Source organism: Parathalassolituus penaei, assembly GCF_026626885.1.
Taxonomy (GTDB): Bacteria; Pseudomonadota; Gammaproteobacteria; order Pseudomonadales; family Oceanobacteraceae; genus Oceanobacter; species Oceanobacter penaei.
Map to the genome: position 1 here is coordinate 32605 of NZ_JAPNOA010000039.1, position 16564 is coordinate 49168.

General features: G+C 56.7%; 16 protein-coding genes. 1 reads left to right on the top strand and 15 read right to left on the bottom strand.

All coding sequences use genetic code 11. The features are described from left to right. Positions 1–9: 9 nt before the first annotated feature. From OUO13_RS13060 to OUO13_RS13080, 5 genes are all read right to left on the bottom strand, one after another. On the bottom strand, positions 10–639 hold the full coding sequence (locus OUO13_RS13060) for a hypothetical protein (protein ID WP_283174335.1): 630 nt from the start codon (positions 637–639) through the stop codon (positions 10–12). Positions 640–751: 112 nt separating this feature from the next. Further along, entirely contained in the window at positions 752–1717 is a 966-nt protein-coding gene (locus OUO13_RS13065) for a hypothetical protein (protein ID WP_283174336.1), read from the bottom strand. Positions 1718–1791: 74 nt separating this feature from the next. Beyond that, positions 1792–5328: a hypothetical protein gene (locus OUO13_RS13070; protein WP_283174337.1), complete on the bottom strand. Its 3537-nt coding sequence runs from the start codon at positions 5326–5328 to the stop codon at positions 1792–1794. Beyond that, positions 5328–5702 carry a hypothetical protein gene (locus OUO13_RS13075; protein ID WP_283174338.1) on the bottom strand — a complete coding sequence of 125 codons (375 nt, stop codon included), beginning with the start codon at positions 5700–5702 and terminating at the stop codon, positions 5328–5330. The genes OUO13_RS13070 and OUO13_RS13075 overlap by 1 nt, the downstream gene beginning before the upstream one ends. Beyond that, the gene (locus tag OUO13_RS13080; RefSeq protein WP_283174339.1) at positions 5702–10012 is read right to left on the bottom strand and encodes a tape measure protein; all 4311 of its coding nucleotides are present in this window, start codon (positions 10010–10012) and stop codon (positions 5702–5704) included. Before OUO13_RS13080 ends, OUO13_RS13075 begins: the two co-directional genes overlap by 1 nt. Between OUO13_RS13080 and OUO13_RS13085 the strand changes: the two genes are divergently transcribed. Then, positions 10011–10178 carry a hypothetical protein gene (locus OUO13_RS13085; RefSeq protein WP_283174340.1) on the top strand — a complete coding sequence of 56 codons (168 nt, stop codon included), beginning with the start codon at positions 10011–10013 and terminating at the stop codon, positions 10176–10178. The two genes, OUO13_RS13080 and OUO13_RS13085, sit on opposite strands and share 2 nt — an antisense overlap. 61 nt (positions 10179–10239) lie before the next feature. Here the strand turns inward: OUO13_RS13085 and OUO13_RS13090 are convergent, their stop codons facing one another. The 10 genes from OUO13_RS13090 to OUO13_RS13135 all read right to left on the bottom strand — a co-directional run bounded on the left by OUO13_RS13090 (position 10240) and on the right by OUO13_RS13135 (position 16557). Beyond that, on the bottom strand, positions 10240–10989 hold the full coding sequence (locus OUO13_RS13090) for a phage tail tube protein (protein ID WP_283174341.1): 750 nt from the start codon (positions 10987–10989) through the stop codon (positions 10240–10242). 24 nt (positions 10990–11013) lie between these two features. After that, the gene (locus OUO13_RS13095) at positions 11014–11199 is read right to left on the bottom strand and encodes a DUF7210 family protein (RefSeq protein WP_283174342.1); all 186 of its coding nucleotides are present in this window, start codon (positions 11197–11199) and stop codon (positions 11014–11016) included. A 29-nt stretch (positions 11200–11228) separates the two neighbouring features. Continuing rightward, entirely contained in the window at positions 11229–11660 is a 432-nt protein-coding gene (locus OUO13_RS13100; RefSeq protein ID WP_283174343.1) for a phage tail terminator protein, read from the bottom strand. A 9-nt stretch (positions 11661–11669) separates the two neighbouring features. After that, the gene (locus tag OUO13_RS13105) at positions 11670–12092 is read right to left on the bottom strand and encodes a gp436 family protein (protein WP_283174344.1); all 423 of its coding nucleotides are present in this window, start codon (positions 12090–12092) and stop codon (positions 11670–11672) included. After that, the gene (locus tag OUO13_RS13110; RefSeq protein WP_283174345.1) at positions 12092–12373 is read right to left on the bottom strand and encodes an HI1506-related protein; all 282 of its coding nucleotides are present in this window, start codon (positions 12371–12373) and stop codon (positions 12092–12094) included. Before OUO13_RS13110 ends, OUO13_RS13105 begins: the two co-directional genes overlap by 1 nt. Positions 12374–12432: 59 nt before the next feature. Beyond that, positions 12433–13353: a Mu-like prophage major head subunit gpT family protein gene (locus OUO13_RS13115; protein WP_283174346.1), complete on the bottom strand. Its 921-nt coding sequence runs from the start codon at positions 13351–13353 to the stop codon at positions 12433–12435. Positions 13354–13355: 2 nt separating this feature from the next. Further along, a complete protein-coding gene (locus OUO13_RS13120; protein ID WP_283174347.1) occupies positions 13356–14561 on the bottom strand; it encodes a phage protease in 1206 nt (401 codons plus the stop codon). A gap of 46 nt (positions 14562–14607) precedes the next feature. Continuing rightward, positions 14608–15012 carry a hypothetical protein gene (locus OUO13_RS13125; protein WP_283174348.1) on the bottom strand — a complete coding sequence of 135 codons (405 nt, stop codon included), beginning with the start codon at positions 15010–15012 and terminating at the stop codon, positions 14608–14610. 22 nt (positions 15013–15034) lie between these two features. Next, positions 15035–15970, bottom strand: coding sequence for a DUF6731 family protein (locus tag OUO13_RS13130; RefSeq protein ID WP_283174349.1), 936 nt, complete (start codon positions 15968–15970; stop codon positions 15035–15037). A gap of 128 nt (positions 15971–16098) precedes the next feature. After that, on the bottom strand, positions 16099–16557 hold the full coding sequence (locus tag OUO13_RS13135) for a phage virion morphogenesis protein (RefSeq protein ID WP_283174350.1): 459 nt from the start codon (positions 16555–16557) through the stop codon (positions 16099–16101). Positions 16558–16564: the final 7 nt, after the last annotated feature.

A 16564-nucleotide genomic window follows, 5' to 3' on the forward strand; every position in this document is an offset into this window, starting at 1 on the left:
ACTCAGCCATTACACGACCACCGGGCCAACCGTTTTCGGTCGATAAAATGGCACGGCAACCAGCTGACAGCTGCCGGACATCACCAGTGCTCCGGCACTGGTTGGCCATACAGGCTCCATCCCTAACTGGCCCGCAACGGATATTTGATAGACGAAACCGTTGGGTGTCGCCGGATGCACGCGCTCACCGACACCGTGCGTGGCACCTGCAACGTGTGGCACGCCATAATCGTCCAGCGCGGTTACCAGAATCTGACCGGTGTAGCCCTGCCACTGCAAGGTGTACTGACCCGTGGTTTCACTGGATTGCGTTTGCGCCAGAAACACCGGCTCGTCGCCATCAATGGCAATGGCCATCACGGTGCGGGATACAGGAGATTTGTTGACCGTAGTGAGACCGGTAAACGTCTGTTGATGGCCGCTGCCAGCGGATTGGCCACGGCTGCTGAACACCAGATTCAGCTGCCCCGGATCATAGACAAAATCATCGATCCACCAGAGACCTGGCTGAAAACCACCATCGACGCGACTGGCGATTATCTTGTAGGAAAGACTCTGGTCCAGCCCGCTAAGGGCCAGCAGCAGTGAGTCGTCACGGACGACAATGGCACGCACCAGCGCCTCGGGCCCACTCAGCATTTGCAGGTAAAACAATCCGCCTGACGGCAGATTATGCGCGTATCGATGGGATGCAGGATGAGTAACGGCCAACTGAAACGGGTGGGATTGCAAAAAAATCACGGCTACCACCTCACCAATCTGCAGCGTCCAGTGACAGGAAAATCGGTGTTTTGGCGATCACCCCATAGAGCACATTGCGACCATCAACCGTCATAACATCACGAAACGAGACGCCCCCCGGATGATATTTGGCGGCTAGTGCATCGTCATTAAACACAGACATATCCCGGTATCCCATCAGTCCGGGGAGTCGGCCGAGCTGGCGAGTGTTCACCAGATAGGACGTTGACGATTCTGAAACGTACAGCATGGCGGGCAGCAATTGCGACTCATAGGCCGCCTGGCAGGCCTGGGTCGCCGATATAAACGGTGTGACCACCGCATAACGCGCCGCCAGCGCCTGCGACGTCCCCAGATCACTGCGCAAACCGGTAAACGGTGCCGGGCTCGTCAACCAGTCGGGATAACCAAGGCCAACACTGGAGTAACCACCGACGATGCAAAAATTACCAGCCACTGCCTGCGGCCCAGCCCCCAGAGTCGCCACCGGACTGTTGATCGCACCAAAACCAATGGCTTTGTGCAGCCATTGATCCCAGGCGCTGACGCGCGGCGGATTACCGTTAAAATACCCGTGATAGCTGGCATTGCCGACAACGACAACCCAACACCAGCTGTCATTTGCAATCACCAGCCATCTGGGCGAGTAGTTGCTGCTGCTCTTGTAACCGCCCGCCCCATGTAACGTCGTTGAATAGGTATATGACAATGCCGCGGTGTTGGTAATGGTCGTTGACAGTGATCGCCCCAACACCGGTACGGCGGCAGACGACATCCCCTCTGCGACGAACAGTACCGGCTCGTAACTTCGCAATGCCGTTGTTTTGGCATGATAGAGACCCAGAACCCCCGATTGTGGCCCGTTGGTCAGCGAGAAATTGCCAGTGGCGGCGTAGTCGTCATAAACCACACTCCACCCAGCCGCCGCCTTACTGCCGTATCCATCAACCAAACAGGCTTTCAGAACCTCGTACATACCGGCTCCGTACACCTCTGCAGGCCAGGCAGGCGCGCCGGGGTCATCCCAGGAATAAACCGTTGGTGCTCCCATCAGTCTGCCTCCACCCGTCCTTCAAATATTGTCGCGTCTTCTGGTGCCACACCGCTGCTGGGCAGTACTGTACGAATTGCCCACACCGGCGCAGCAGCCGGATCGGTGTCAAACCGCAACACATTGGATGCCACCCAGCCCGCTCCCCAGCCGCTCGCCTTGATGGTGAAATACGGCTCCCCCGTAAACGGGTTGAGCGGCGCAAAATCGGCGTTGATGCTGCCCGTACCGATAACGCCGCGCTGCTCCCCAATACACTGAAAACCCGTGCTGGAGGTGAATTTTATTTTCCAGCGTTCTTTTACCGCCGAGCGATTGTCGATCAGAATTGGCCAGTTGACGGAATCAAAGCTGGCGGTCGCCGGTGTGCCTGTCGTGTCATCAAATCCGCCATCATCGGTTTGACGGTCATGCATGTTTTTTATCCGCGCCTGCAGGGTGCCAAAATATACAGCCGCACTGACAAAACTGGTTTCGGCAGGATAGTCATGAGTCAGCTCGGTCAACAGTTGCAGAGTGCCATCAACCCCAACTGCCCCCAGGGAAACCACGTCCTCAACCCGATGCGACAACGTGAGCGGCAGAGTCAACGAATTACCTTCGGCATCCTGTGCCGTAAACGGGTCTGCCAGCGTCACCACCCCCGTCACTCGATCAACAACAAACATGGCGGGATCCAGATCTGTGTCTGCGGCATCCTTGATGGTGACCACGGCCAACGAGGGGCGACCACACTCCAGCACCTGCCCGGCGATTGGAGCCGCCAGGGTGATGCGTTGGGTGTTATGCACAACTGCCAAATAACCGCTCTGAAACACCGGCACATACCCATTGGTGGGCAATTTCACCGGGTTGAGGCCGAGCACATCCGGATCCAGCGGGATAGTGGTGTAACTGACCGCGTTATAGGTGAGCGTGCTCAGAATAACGGGCTGTGAGAATGTCAGGCGTACCACGCCATTGACGTAATCGACCGTCCCGGATGCACTGCCCGCCGTCATCGCCACCGGCACAATGGGCAACGAATAACTGCTCAGACTGCTGCCCTGAGGCAGGGATGTCAGTGTGTCGGCGGCATCAAAACTACCGTTAATGGTGCCATCATTGGCGGATTCAGCACGCAACAGCGCTGCATCAGCGGCACGCCGGGCCATAAACTGCAACCCCGATGGCCGCAGCGGGCTGGCGCTGGTGCGAAACACCAATTTGCTGACCGCCGCGGCAACACCAATGCCGGATGCGGCACACAGCAACTGACCTTCAATGTTTGGCACCGTTGAAACCAACGGCAGCAACGGAATGCTGATGCTGCCGCTGGGGTAGTCGATCTGCCCGGTTTGCAAACCAGCCGCAGTGACGGCATTGAATGACCGGTACAAATACCCATCGCCGCGATCAACCAGCTCCAGCCCCCCCAGAGCGACCACAATGCTGCCTGGGATGAATGGCTGCGTGGCATCCAGATCAGCGGTGATCAGGGTATCCGCCAATGCCTGCGTATGCGTTTCCACAACGGGGGTGGCGGTCGTGCTGGCGTAATAGCTGACCGCCAGGGATTGGGTTTCGATGCGCACGGTTTTGGTGGTGGTCAGATACTGACCGCCGCCCAACGCGCTGCTGTCTGTTTGCACAAATTCGCTGACATCGGTGCGCAGGGATGATGCATCGAGCGTGATAACCCCCGTGTTGGTGTCAATGGATCCAACTTGTTGCCGACTGTGCATCACCCGGTTCAAACCATCACAGACCATACGATACGTGCGTTTAACGCGGGTCGTGGTGACAACGCCATTGATGGTTGTGTTGACATCAACAGACGCCTGCAGCGAAAACGACACCGATCCCTGGCGAACGGATGTGCCCAAATTGATTGATAACGAACCGCCGGTTTGTTCTGCAACGGACATCGTGGCGAGCTGAACACCGGCAATGTGACGACTGAACGACACCGTGATGGCAGACGTCGGCATCGCAGTTGGCCGCATGTAAATGCGAGTGCCACGAATATAGCCACTGGCGTGACCGGCCAGCACATTGCTGGCGTTAGCGGTCGCTGTGTACTGGCTGCTGTTACGCGACCAGGTAATAACGGCAGTCCCCGCCACTGGCTGTGCTGGCAGATCAACCGCTACCCAGGCATCCAGATCAACGGCGGCCGGCAGCGTTCGGTACGGCGATTGTGCCCAGGTGTACAGGATATCGGTCCCCAGATCCGGCTCACCGGGCAGCGTAAAACTCAGGGATCCCGTGGTGTAGTTGATGGTGCCACTGGCGGCCGAACCACTCAGCTTGCCAGTGCCGTTGTCCGTGATCGTGAACCAGCGCCCCAGGTATGAAAATTCGATCCGCACTGAACCTGGCATGGGTACTGGCGCCAGCTGCTCCGTGTACGTCAATTGTCGATTACCAGCCGTCACAGTAACGCTGTCGGTGTAGGGCATCAGCTCCACCGTTACGCCCGGTAAAAACGTGACACTGATGGCCTGTGACGATAACAGCGGCAGCTGCAGCGTGCCGCGCCGGGCATCCACCACCGCCGCGGCACTGAGGCGCTCAATGCCGGATGCCAGTTTCAGTGCTGAGCCATCATCGGTGTACAGACTGCCACCAATCGTCAGTTGCAACGACCCCGGCACCCAGCCGTTGGGCAACGTCAACATGGCCGTACCGCTGTGGGTGCCCAGTGAAAGCACGCGACTGACGCCGGATTGCTGCACAGCACTGGCCAGCAATCCGGGTTTTTGATCCAGCACAGCCTGTTCTGTGGTCGCCGCCGGGATGACAGGTGAAAAAATCGACTCAACCTGCACCGACCGTGAGCCCGACAGCGCTGCCGCCGCCAGCGGTTTAATGCCGTAGTAGCGGGCGCTTGCATTGGTTTGAGCGTTGTAAATGTCGGTCAAACGGGTTGCCAGCGGCGACGGATCAGCGCCCTCAAATTCGTACTGCAGCGGCTGGGTGATGGTCAGCGTCATTTCGTACGCCGTAAATTTTGCGTAGCTGCTGTTGTTGATGTAGGTGTACGAGACCCGGCGCACACCAACACGATTGATTTTGACCGCTTGTTGTTTATTGCCCTGAACCAGTATCAGAACCTCGCCGACCTCGGGGGCATCGTCGACGTCTTCCGAATACACAGTGATCGCCACTTGCCCCTGTCGCTGAGTACCCACGGGGCGCAGAGACGAACGTGTGCTCATCACCACATACTGCTCGACCGCGTTCTGAGCACTGAGGCGCTGGTCATAATGGTCGCCGGTGCTGAACAGCAGAGTGGAGACATTGGCGGCGCTGGAGTCTTTCAGAATAATAAAATGACTGCCCAGCCCTTTATCGGCGTTTGCAGATCGGACAGCCAAAAACAGCTTGCGCATGGATACACCGCCAATCGCCATCAGCGGTCTGGATATATCATCCCAAAGGTTATTGATTTGCCCGTTGGGAATAACGGTGCCGGTCATTTGGCCACCACCGTCGGTTTCGTCGGTCTGGCGTTCGGATTTCAGAATAACGACGTCTTCAGCTGAGATTGCCATTAAACAGGCTCCACGGTAATAAAATTCAGTGTCAGATCAAACAGATCATCCGGTGTCGCGACGGTGCACTTAAACAACGGCCTCGCCTCAATGCCTCCGGCCTCCAAATCAAACAGCACAGTGAACGTTTGTGACGCCAGCGTTAATGCGCGCGGAACCAGCGGTTCTGACTCCAGCGCCTGCAGCTGTTCCAACTCGCTGCGGCTGATCCAGCTACCAGTCAATTTGATCGGGCGGCCGTAATGCAGCGCTACCGCCTGCACATTCAATGCACCGTTCACCGCCCGCTGTTTGGAAAATGCCCAGGGTTTGAAATCCTGCTCGTTATCCCAGACCAGATTGTCTGGCAGTGGGAGCGTATTCAGCATGGCCATTAAACGGATCTCCTCATGGCGTCTTCGATAATCGCCAGGATGTCTGATTTGTCAGTAGCAATAACGTTTGCAGACAAACTGCCCATCTCAATTCTGACAACCTCGACAACAGAAACGGTGGCAGCGCTGGATGCAGTGGTCTTGCTGGTTGTGGAGGCGGTACTGGATGAGCTATCGGACGAACTGGAACTGGCTGCCGCTGCCGTTGCGGATGAATTGCCATTGCCGTCAGCTTTCGCCTGGGCCTTCTGCTCTTTGCGGATTTCAGCGAGAGTGCTTAACGCTTCTTTATAGGCCGCTATGGCTTCTTTATTACCGGCGGCCTGGGCTTCGGCCAGCGCCGCTTCCAATTCGGCTTTGCGCTGTTTGTATTGGGATTCTTGCAGGGCTTCGGTTTCACCACGCAGCGAATACAGCTCTTGGCGCAGACTGGTCAGGGTATCGGTGGCGCTGCTGCTCATTTGCTGTAATTGAGCGGTGGCGGACGATATGGCGTTGCGCAGGGTGGCGAGGCTCTCAGAACCCAACAGGTTCATATTGGCGGTGGCGTTGCGGGCGCTATTTATCAAGGACTGGTTGACGGTTTCACCGCTTTGCAGCGCCGTCATATATTCCTCAAACTTCAGTTTCTGCTGGCCATACGCCAGGATGGTTTCGCCCTTGGCTTGCAGCACTGAGTTTTTCCAACGGTTGATGCCCGTTACATCAAATACCTGCAGGTTATCCTTAGCGATACCGGCCAGCTGTTCACGGGCGTTTTGCATACCCGCTTCAATGGCTTCCACTTCTGTCAGGATCGGGCCGCTGTTGATGCCCAGCTTGCTGTCAAACATCGCCCCGGCTTCGGCGCTGAGGGCCTGCATTTCAGAGCGGACACCCCAGAACCACGCGCCCAGGTCATCGGTCAGGCCCTGCACATCGCGAGCGGTTTTTTCCGTGCTGTCAGCGAGATCCTGAGTCGCGTCTTTGGCTTTTCTGGCACCGTCGGCGGCTTTATCGCCTGCTTCTTTGCCGGTGTCACCGGCCTGCTTTTGTTTGTTGATCAGCTCATCCAGCTGCTCAGTCATGCCCAGTCGGGCGGCCTGCAGGCGCAGTTCGGATTCTGAAATATCGCTGTTAGCGGCAATGGCTGCCTCGGCGTAGTTCATAAACGCTTGCTGCTGTTCAGCAATTGGCAGGCCCGCTTTTACAATATCGTCGTAGAGCTTGCGGGCAGATTCAGCAATACCATCCAGGGATGCCTGTGTGACGATCCCCGCGTCTTTCATGCGTCTTGCCAGATCGTCACTGGCAGCGCCCAGGCCGCTGGTTTCAGCCGTAATCTTTTTTACGGCATCTGCCGTGATCAACCCCTGAGCTTCCCAACGAGCCATAACCTCATCCAGCGCCGCTTTATCGGCTGCGGATTTGGCGTTCTGGTAGGCATTGATAAAGGCTGTTTCGGTAAGACGCCCGGCAGTGGTGGCATCCGCACCAGATTGTTTCAGCTGCTCCTGATAAAGACCCAGATCGTTAATGGCTTGCGCTGTGCCCTTTGAAATCTGATTGTTCAGTTCGGCTTGAGACACTCCCAAACGGGTTAACGCCGCATCGAGTTCTGACGCCTTCAGCGATTCCAGCAGCTTTTGCAACTGCCCAACCGTGACACTGGCATCTTCAGCACCGGCAGCCACTTTTGCCATGGTTGCCTTCAACAACTCGCCAAAGCGTGTACGCTCTTCGTCACTCAAGTTTTGCAGAGCGGCGCCCAGCCCATCGTTGATCTGGTCAGCGGTCAATGAGCCTTGCTGCTCTGCGTTTCGCAATGCAATGGCCAAACTGGCGACGCCTTTTTCACCGCCCTTCAACGCAGTCAAAACTTCGCCGGATAACACGCCTGCCAGCTTGCTGTTGTCGTCGATAGAGGTTTGCAGGTTTTGGTTAACGGCTTGATAGGCTTCGCTCAGCTGCTCCTGGCTGTAAGCCATTTGTTTGGCAGCATCAACAGCCTCCTGCTTGGCTTGGGCTGTGCGCTCGGCCAGTAACTCCAATGCTTGAGCGGCACTGATGTAAGAACCGGTTGCCTCGTCGATGGCGATCCGGCCATCAGTAATCGCAGCATCCAGTTCTTTCATGTTGGTGACGGTGACGCCGGTCTTTTCACTGATCTCGGCGAAACGAGCAGCCAGAGCCTTTTGGGATTCGTCCAGCTTCTTATTAACGGCAGCCAGCGCTTCGGCAGCCTGTTGATGTTCTTTGAGCGTGCTGACCAGGGTTGTTACCTGATCAATGGCAAAGGCGAATGCCGCAAACGGAAATGCTTTGATAATCAGACCAACCGACGCTGCCGCCGCTTTGGATGCCAGCGCCAACAGATCCATTGAGGCGACGGCTTTTATTCCCACGACCGTGGCAATGGATGCACCCGTGGTTGCCACCTTGGCGGCGATGTCGTCCAGGCTGCCAGAAATTCCGTTCAACGCACTGACAACCAGTTCGGATGCTCCGGTCGCATTGTTCAGTTCGCCCAGGAATGTTTGCCACTCATTGGTCAGGCGTTGCGTCGCCTGACCAATGGTGGTTGGCATCTGCTCAAATTCATCACGGATGGCGTCCGACTGTTGTTGCAGAGCTTTCACCACCACATCGGCGGTCAGCTTGCCTTCTTCTGCCATATTGCGCAGCTCGCCGGTATTCACGCCCAGGCTTTCGGCCATGGCCCGCGCCAGGCGCGGACTTTGCTCCATGATGGAGTTGAATTCATCACCGCGCAGCACACCGCTTTGCAGCGCCTGCCCCAGCTGAGTAATAGCAGCGTCAGCTTCTTGGGCTGATGCACCAGACACGATCATGGATTTACTGATGGTGTCGGTCAGTTCAGCAACCTCGGACTGCGACAGGCTCAGTTCTTTGGTAGCCCGTGTCAGGTTGCTGAACAGATCTCCGACGGATTCCAGCGAGCTGCCGGTGTTATTAGCGGTGTCTCGCACCGATGCCAACGCGGCATCAAAATTTCCGGTTTCCCCCACCGCCAGCTTCATGCGGCTGGTCATGTTGGTGTAGCCATCCACCAGGTCCGTGATCGCTTGCAGGTTGTTACCAATCAGATCCGTGGCCCACGCTACACCGGCAAGATTCTGGAGGCGTGACAGCTGGGTTGAGATGGACTCGACACCCTCGCTGATCTTTTTATGGGAGCGCTCGGCCTGTTCGGCTGACTGGGCGCTGTTGTCGAGCGCCAGTGATTCGGCCTTGAGGCGTTGAATCAGTGACTGCTGCTGGTTATCCAGGTCACGCGATGCACTGGCCAGTTCCAGCTGTCGGTCGGCGAGATTGTTGGTGTCCACTCCGGCCGCCGATAGACGGGATTTCAGTTTGCTGACAGCGTCCTGATTGCGCTCGAAAGCACTGGCAGCCTGAATGGCCGTTTGCTCGGCCTGTTGCAGGGCTCGGGCTTGCTGTTGAGTGGGAGCTTCGGCCAGGTCAAACGTCTGCGCCAGTTCTTTGGCTTGCTGTTGGGCCCGATCCATCGCAACGCGGCTTTGTTCGGTGGTTTGCTCCAGCTTCAGCAGGGCTGCAATCAGCGCCTGCTGGCGTCCGGCACTGTCAAAGGCGGCGGCCAGCTGGTCGATTTCAGATTGCAGCTGGCTGGTTTTGATACCAGCGGCGGCCAGGTCGCTGATGGTCTTTTGTGTTCCGGCTTGCAGGTTTTTGCCTGCGGCCAGCAAACGTTCAGCGGTGTTTTCAGCTGCCTTGGCCAGTTGTTGCTGACGTTCATTGGCACGGTCGTACTCGGGTGCACTGGCCCCGACCTGTTCGGCCGTCGCTGCAACCTTTTGCTTCAGGGTATCGGCTGCCACACCCAGTTCAGTGGAAGTGCGCTTCAGGTCGACCTGGTGTTGGGCCAGATTGCTACTGGACAACCCGGCATCGGTCATGGTGCCGCGCAGGTCTTGCAGCTTCAGGCGGCTGGCTTGATAGGCGTCGGCCGCATCGCGGGTAGCCTGACGGGCGCGCTCAAATTCCGCCGTCTGTTTTTTGGTCGGGCTTTCAGTGTCTTTTAACGCCAGCGCCAGTTCTCGGGTTTTCTGCTGTGCCTGCTCCAGAGCGTTTTTGGCATCGTTGGTTTTGGTCTTCAGATCAACGAACTGATCCACCAGTTTTTGCTGCTGACTGACCTCGTTCATGGCTTCCGCCAGTTGCTTTGCCTCATCTTCAAAAGCAGCGGTTTCAACCCCGGCGGCGGCCAGTGCACGGGTGACAGCGGCAATGTTTTCAAGGCCGGTCTGTGCTATTTTGAGAGCCAGCGCTACTTCGAGGTTATTTGCCATGAAGATCTTTATTCCCCTGTTTGTGTTTGGTGTTTGGCTGATCGCCATTGGCATCGGTGCAAAGCTGGGCACAGCCATTGTATGGGGAGGTGCGTTGGTTTTGGCTGCACCGGCTGCGGCCACTGTTTATTACGCATGGCTGATTCTGTTCCGCCCACCCGCTTGATAGCGGTCTCCGATTTATTGAAAAGGGCCTCGCGGCCCTTTTTTGTTACGTGCTTCCTGCCTTACTGCTGACTGATGCGGTAGAACTTGCTGACGCCGGTACCGGTCTTGCTGGTGTCTTTCAGTACAGTTCCTTCCAGCGGCAGGCTGCCGAAGCCGGTGCTGATCAGCCCCAACTCTTTGGCCAGCGCCGGTTTGAACTTGAACACATCCAGAATCTGCGGGCTGTCACCGTTGCTGTCCGCTTCGTTCATGCCGCCGAATACCAGCTCCAGTTCCACACCGCTGCCGGTCAGAGCTTCGATGACGTCGTATTCCGGATTGGCGTAGCTGACCAGGATGGCAGCGCCGTCGGTGATGCCACCGCCCTGAATAATAAACAGGCCCTCGGCGCGGACTTCGTAGTCAGTGCCTGCCACAAAGGCGGTGCCCGCCGGGTCACTGGTGACAACCACGGAGGTTGGGTTGATGTGCGCCAGGCGGATCAGGCCGCCTTGCTTGGCGGTGTGGGCTTCGTCGGTGACGGTGCCGCTGGTCACGGTGCTGGCGGTACCGCGCAGCAGCCAGGCCAGGTTCTGGCGGTTCCAGTCGTAAACCGCAGCGGTCAGGGTCACGGCCTTGAGCTGGCGGCTTTCGGCGTAGGTGCCGCCACCGGGGCGGTTGTCGGCCAGACTTTGCACGTCTTCTTCGTGGGCCAGTTTCAGTTCACCCACGTTGCCCAACTCGATCATGGCGTCGGTGCTGCCCGCCACGCGGGCGTAAACGTTGCCCGCACCACGGTAGGGGCGGAAGGTTTTGATGGTGGTTGGCATAACGCTCTCCGGGTCACTCAGGGGTTATTGTGCGGTGGCAGGCATAGCGGCAACGGCTTCCACAACGCCCTCTGATCGCAACCAGTTCGCGGTGGCCACGGTAACGGTCAGCTTCTCACCTGGCTTAAAGGCTTTGCCTTGATGGGTGTGGGGTTTGGCCAGCACGACGGTTTCGGTCGCGGTGGCTGGGGTTTTGGATGCGCTTGCCATGGTCACTCCGGGCCAGGTGCCCGGTGTATTCAGGCGCTGGCGGTTAAGGTGGTTTCGACGGCGAAGGCCAGCGGCAGGTATTGATGCCCGGCGCTGTAGCTCGCCTGTGGTGCGTTTACCAAGATAAGTGGTTTGGCGGCGGCATCGGGTTTAAAGCCCATTAATGTCGGCGCTACCTGGGCGGCCAACTCAACGGCTTCAGAGCGGGCGGCGCTGCCGCTGCGGGGATTGCGGACGTTACGGACGGCTATTACGGCCAGCCAGGTTTGCTGAATGCGGCTAGCGCGGCCGTCGTTGCGGGATTCCAGGACACGGTAGTTTTGATACACCAGATGCACGGCGGGCACCGGTTGGCTGGCTTCGGTAGCACCGGCCAGATCGGCGGCGGTAAGGACGTGAACATGGGCTGGCAGGCGGCTTTTCAGACGCGCCACCAGCTCGGTTTCGATATGGTCAAACATGCTGCCTCCTTAAACCCCGAAGGCCCCACTACCCCGGCGCCAGTCATGGCCATCGCTGCTGATCTCGATACCATCGGCGTCGGTGCTGGTATTGGCGGCCTCCGGTATTGGCAGGCTGGCGGTGCCGCTGGCCACCCGCACCAGGAACTTGATGCGCTCCTGGTAACGCTCGCGCACCAGCTCGGGCACGGCCGCGCCGTACAGGTAATAACGGCTAACATCAGCGCAGACCGCCACCAGCAGCGTGGGGATTGTGGCCAGCGGCAGTGCGTAGCGTCCGGCCAGATAGCTGTCGATTTCGTCGCTGGCATCGGCCAGGGCGGAATCAATCTGGCTATTGCCCAACTGACCGCTGTTATCCGTATCGGTCAGCTGCAACAATTCCAGTTCACCAAAACGGGATACCAGATCGGTGGCGGTTGCATAGGCCATCAGTCACCACCACCAGGCAGCGCCTGCCCTTCTTCCTTGGCCGTGGCGGCCTCCGTTGTTTTGTCAACTTCCTGCACAGCGTCTTTCACGATCAGGGCCGGGTCATTACGCAGGGCCTTGATCTGATGTTCTTTCAAGTCAGCCAGCGGAATGACCGTCGGTGTTTCAGCAAAGCCAAAACCGGCGCGGCGGAATTTGCTGATACCGCGTGCCGTACTGATCATCAGCGCTGGCACGCCTTTAGATGGCGCGGGCTTTTTAACCGGGGTTTTATCCGTCATAAATCACCTATTAACGTCTGTTAAAGCCCCGTCAAACGACGGGGCGTTACCCCTGCGTGTTACAGGGCGTCGGCCACCAGCAACTTGACCTTGCCTTTCAGCTCGTTGTTAACGGCGGCACCGTTTTCTACCAACAGATCACGCTCTAACAACTTGGTGGCGGCTTCTTCCAGGCTGGCGGGTACCACCAACAGGGTTGGGCGGATCTTCAGCTTCTTGCCACCGTCACGGGTAAAGGCGCGCATTGCCTTCCAGGCGGCCCACAGGTTAGTAGCATTGAGGTCATCCTTTACCCCAAACGCCATTTGCCAGAAGCCGTAACCGGCGTTGCCGCGCAGGTCGGCACCGAACTGGAACTCGTTGCTGGTGAACACCGCCGGATCGTCTGGGTTAAACAGGGTGGTCAGGGCCAGGTTACGGCGGTTCTGCCAGATCAGCGGCTTGATAGCGCGGGAGGTGTCCAACAAATACCAGGGCTCGCCGGTATAGCTGCCATTCACCAGCACGTTGGCCACAGAGGCATCGGTGCCGGTGCCATCGTGGGCACTGTTGACCGGGTGATCGGTATCAAAAAAATACTGGCCGTCGTAACAGGTGTTGGCCCAGCCGCTGGCCAACAACGCAAACACCAACTCGTCCGGGAACTCGGCACCTTCGCGGGCCAGCTCCTGCACCATGGGCTTATAGATGCCCAGGTTGTCGTCTTCGATGTCGTCGCGGTTGACGGCAATCGAGCTTTCAAAGGTCTTGTTGGTGATGCTGTAGCCGTGTTCCTTGATGCTGTTCATCACACGGTCGCCAATCCATTCGCGGAAGCCGGGCATACTGCCCAACCAGCCGTAGGTGTTGCTTTTGGTGGTGCTGGGCACCACGGTCGCTACCTGCGAATACTGCGGGTCAACGGTTTGCAGGGCGTTCTGAAAATCGGCACGGAAAGCGGTGCGCAGGCTGTTCAGAATGGCAGCGGTAACAAAGGCCATGATTATTGCTCCTCAGCTTTGGCTTTCAGGAAATCGGCGTGGGAAATACCCAGCTGATCGGCCACCAGCTTTTCATCGGCGCTCAGGGCGGCGGTGCCGGTGCTGGTTTCCGGTGGCTTGCGGTTGCCCGCCTGTTGCGCCTTGAGGGCTGCAATGGCCGGGCGCTGGGCTAGCAGGGATTTCAGGGCGGCAACCCCCTGCTGTTTACCAAACGCCTGCAGGTAATCGGTTTCGGCGGCCAGCACCTTGCCTTCATCGGCGGCGCTTTCGATCAGCTGGTCAATGGTCAGCACACCGTTTTCAGCACGCAGGGCCGCCAGTTCAGTGACAGCGGCATCGTAGGTTTGGCGCGGTACGTATTGGCCCAGGTTCACTTCTCCGGCTTTCTGGGCCTTCAGTGCGGCCAGGCCGGTTTCCAGCTCGGGCACCTTGTTGGCTTTGGCGGTTAACACGGCCAGGGCGGTGTGGGCGGTTTTACAGTGAGCGGTCAGCGCGGCTTCGGATACGTCGCCGGCCTCTACCTCAATGCCCAGCATTTTCAGCAGGGCGCGGAGTTCCTCGTTCATGTGGGCACCTTTCGGGGTTGCGGGGGTTGGTTTGCGGGTATGCGGGTTTGGGCTAACGGGTTCCATCGCACCCATGCGGGCGGATAACGCGGCAATGGCATCCATGCCATCAAGGGCGGGGTCATTGGTCAGGGCAACGTGCAACAGCTTGACCGGGCGGCCGGTCTGTTTGTCGTAGGTAAACACGCTACTGATAAAGCGGTATTCCTCGCCCTGAATGTAATCACGGGCGCGGGGCGTCCAGCGGGCCAGAGCAAACAAGCCTTTGCCGGGTTCGTAGGTAATTGACGCAGGGTTGATCCAGCCGGACGCCGGGGCGGCGCTGCCGGATTCGGCGGCGTAGAGGGTTTGGTGTTCGTAGTCGATCACGTAATCATTGGCACGGCCATCCATACCGGCCTTGAGCGCGGCCCATGCCTGGGCATCCATCAGCCACTGGCCACCGGGCACATCGTCCGGGCGGCCATCGGGGGCGGCAAACAGGCCATCGGGCAGCAATTGGATACGGTACAGCCCATCTGTTCCGGGGCGGTTATCGCCGGGCATGGTGCTGTCAGACAGCGCACTGCATACCGCTAGGCCCAGCGGGTGCGGGTTGGCGGGGGCAGGTTTGGATGTGGTGTTGGGGTTTTGTGTGCTCATGCCCCCAAGGTAAGGGGCCGGAGCAAGGGAGTGGGATTAAAGCAAATTAATTATTGATACGTAAAAGCACTTTGTATAGATAGTGCGTAGAAACAACAAAACTGTACATCCCAACACTAAACAAACTAGACAAAAGAGCTACACCATACCGATCATAAACGGCAGGTGTATACATAAAAACAACCCCTACCAATGAAGCCACCAAAAAAACGCAACCTGAACAAAGCATAGAATCTATCAGCATTTTATAATGCCCAGTTTGCGTCATATTACGAATCAATCTCGAACCAGCTACAGACATTACAATGGCACCAGACGCAACAAGGATACTCATCAGCGTGACAGCATACCCAGTTAAATTCGAGATAATCTGACCAGCCTTTCCATCAGAAAGATTGTCAAATGATATAAATGAGAAATAAGCAGCCAAAATGGCCATCATCAGACTCAAAAATATCACACTAACTCGTAATTTAGCGAACACCACCATCCCCCACGGCCAGAACCTGCTTAATTTCATCGGCATAACGACGATACACAGCGTCCAAAGCCGAAAAAATAGAATCTATTTTCGGGTATTTCCCGTCCTGTTCAACAGGATCAGTTATCCCCTTAATCCGATCCTCAACCAGATCTATAGGATCAGCTGACTCATCGAACCATAGTTGTGAAGTTGCAACTGGAATGGTATCACTTAAATGAACCAAGCCTAATTTAACAGAGTCAGAAAGAAAGTTCCGAAAACTGGAACGTCCTCGACCATTAGCACTAATCGTCAAAGTCAGATTTGCACCATCCGATGAGCTAAGCAGATCTAAAAGCCCATTACTAAAAGACGGCATATCAGACTTATAAATATCCGGATTTGTCGGCCTAGCAAAAGACACCTTCAACTTCGTAGGCTTTATATTTTCATCTAAAATTCTTCTAATCGCATCTGGGCGAAGAACTGGCGACAAGAAAACATTAACAATCGTCCCCGTCTTGTCGCTACAAATACCAGTTAGAATTTCAGCAGTCTTATTTATTTTTGTACCCTGCCCATTTACTTGAAATATGAGCAATTCCATACGAGGATCATATAAAAAATAGTTTTTTTCTAGCAGCCCTTCATCATCTCTCAGATCAATAGGTCTCTCACCATCCTGACCATTATTAAAACGACTTCCTATTTTAGGCAGATCATTACTTCGAAATTTGGCAAAAACACCACGAAACCGCCCATCAACCATCCGCATAACATCTCGCAGCTGGTAAGTCATTTGTTCTACCTGATTGTAGACCTCACAGGGCAAATCACCACCACTGACAATACCATCAAATACCTGTGATAGTTTTGGCGGATTATCGGTTCCATCAACAAGAAATACTGTATAAAAACTTACGTTATAAACCTTTGTGTCTGGCACAACTGTCGTCCTTGGTCAAAACATTGCATTGCATTGCATTTAACCCCCCTTTAAATCCCGGCACAATCCATTTTCAAAAATTCTCCGGCCCGTTGCCGCCCTCCGTCGTTTGCGCGCCTTGTAGCCCTTTACAGGCCGTCGGCCAGATACCCCTGCACGATCTCGATAATTTCCTGTTCGCCCTCGGGGCTCAGACCCAGGTACGGCCGTGCCGGTACAGCGGCGGGGCCGGGTGCCATTCCCGGCAGGCCACCAAACTGGTGTATGGCGGCGTAGATCTTGTTGGTGCCGACAGCGGCGTAGTCGCGGCCGTAGTCGCTTTGTATTGAGGTGGCCAGTTGCCCGCTGGCTTGCAGCAGTTGGCCGCCCTGGCGTTTGGGGTTGCGTTTTAAGTAGGCGGGGCTGAAGGGTTGCCATGGTTTGCCGGTGGCCGGGTCGGCCTGATCGGCAAAGGCTTGCTCGACACCATCGGCCAATACCCCGGCTATCTCGCGCATGGCGGGTGCGGTATCGGCAGCGCGTTGTTGTAACTGGTTCAGCACGTCCAGAATCTGCGGGCTGGTATCGGTGATGGCGATATTGATCATGTTCAAT

What these genes read in the sequence shown, in the direction of transcription:
- OUO13_RS13060 (WP_283174335.1), bottom strand. Translation starts at nt 639, where the DNA reads ATGCTGAGTGGGCCCGAGGCGCTGGTGCGTGCCATTGTCGTCCGTGAC.
- OUO13_RS13065 (WP_283174336.1), bottom strand. Translation starts at nt 1,717, where the DNA reads ATGTACGAGGTTCTGAAAGCCTGTTTGGTTGATGGATACGGCAGTAAG.
- OUO13_RS13070 (WP_283174337.1), bottom strand. Translation starts at nt 5,328, where the DNA reads ATGGCAATCTCAGCTGAAGACGTCGTTATTCTGAAATCCGAACGCCAG.
- OUO13_RS13075 (WP_283174338.1), bottom strand. Translation starts at nt 5,702, where the DNA reads ATGGCCATGCTGAATACGCTCCCACTGCCAGACAATCTGGTCTGGGAT.
- OUO13_RS13085 (WP_283174340.1), top strand. Translation starts at nt 10,011, where the DNA reads ATGAAGATCTTTATTCCCCTGTTTGTGTTTGGTGTTTGGCTGATCGCC.
- OUO13_RS13080 (WP_283174339.1), bottom strand. Translation starts at nt 10,012, where the DNA reads ATGGCAAATAACCTCGAAGTAGCGCTGGCTCTCAAAATAGCACAGACC.
- OUO13_RS13090 (WP_283174341.1), bottom strand. Translation starts at nt 10,989, where the DNA reads ATGCCAACCACCATCAAAACCTTCCGCCCCTACCGTGGTGCGGGCAAC.
- OUO13_RS13095 (WP_283174342.1), bottom strand. Translation starts at nt 11,199, where the DNA reads ATGGCAAGCGCATCCAAAACCCCAGCCACCGCGACCGAAACCGTCGTG.
- OUO13_RS13100 (WP_283174343.1), bottom strand. Translation starts at nt 11,660, where the DNA reads ATGTTTGACCATATCGAAACCGAGCTGGTGGCGCGTCTGAAAAGCCGC.
- OUO13_RS13105 (WP_283174344.1), bottom strand. Translation starts at nt 12,092, where the DNA reads ATGGCCTATGCAACCGCCACCGATCTGGTATCCCGTTTTGGTGAACTG.
- OUO13_RS13110 (WP_283174345.1), bottom strand. Translation starts at nt 12,373, where the DNA reads ATGACGGATAAAACCCCGGTTAAAAAGCCCGCGCCATCTAAAGGCGTG.
- OUO13_RS13115 (WP_283174346.1), bottom strand. Translation starts at nt 13,353, where the DNA reads ATGGCCTTTGTTACCGCTGCCATTCTGAACAGCCTGCGCACCGCTTTC.
- OUO13_RS13120 (WP_283174347.1), bottom strand. Translation starts at nt 14,561, where the DNA reads ATGAGCACACAAAACCCCAACACCACATCCAAACCTGCCCCCGCCAAC.
- OUO13_RS13135 (WP_283174350.1), bottom strand. Translation starts at nt 16,557, where the DNA reads ATGATCAATATCGCCATCACCGATACCAGCCCGCAGATTCTGGACGTG.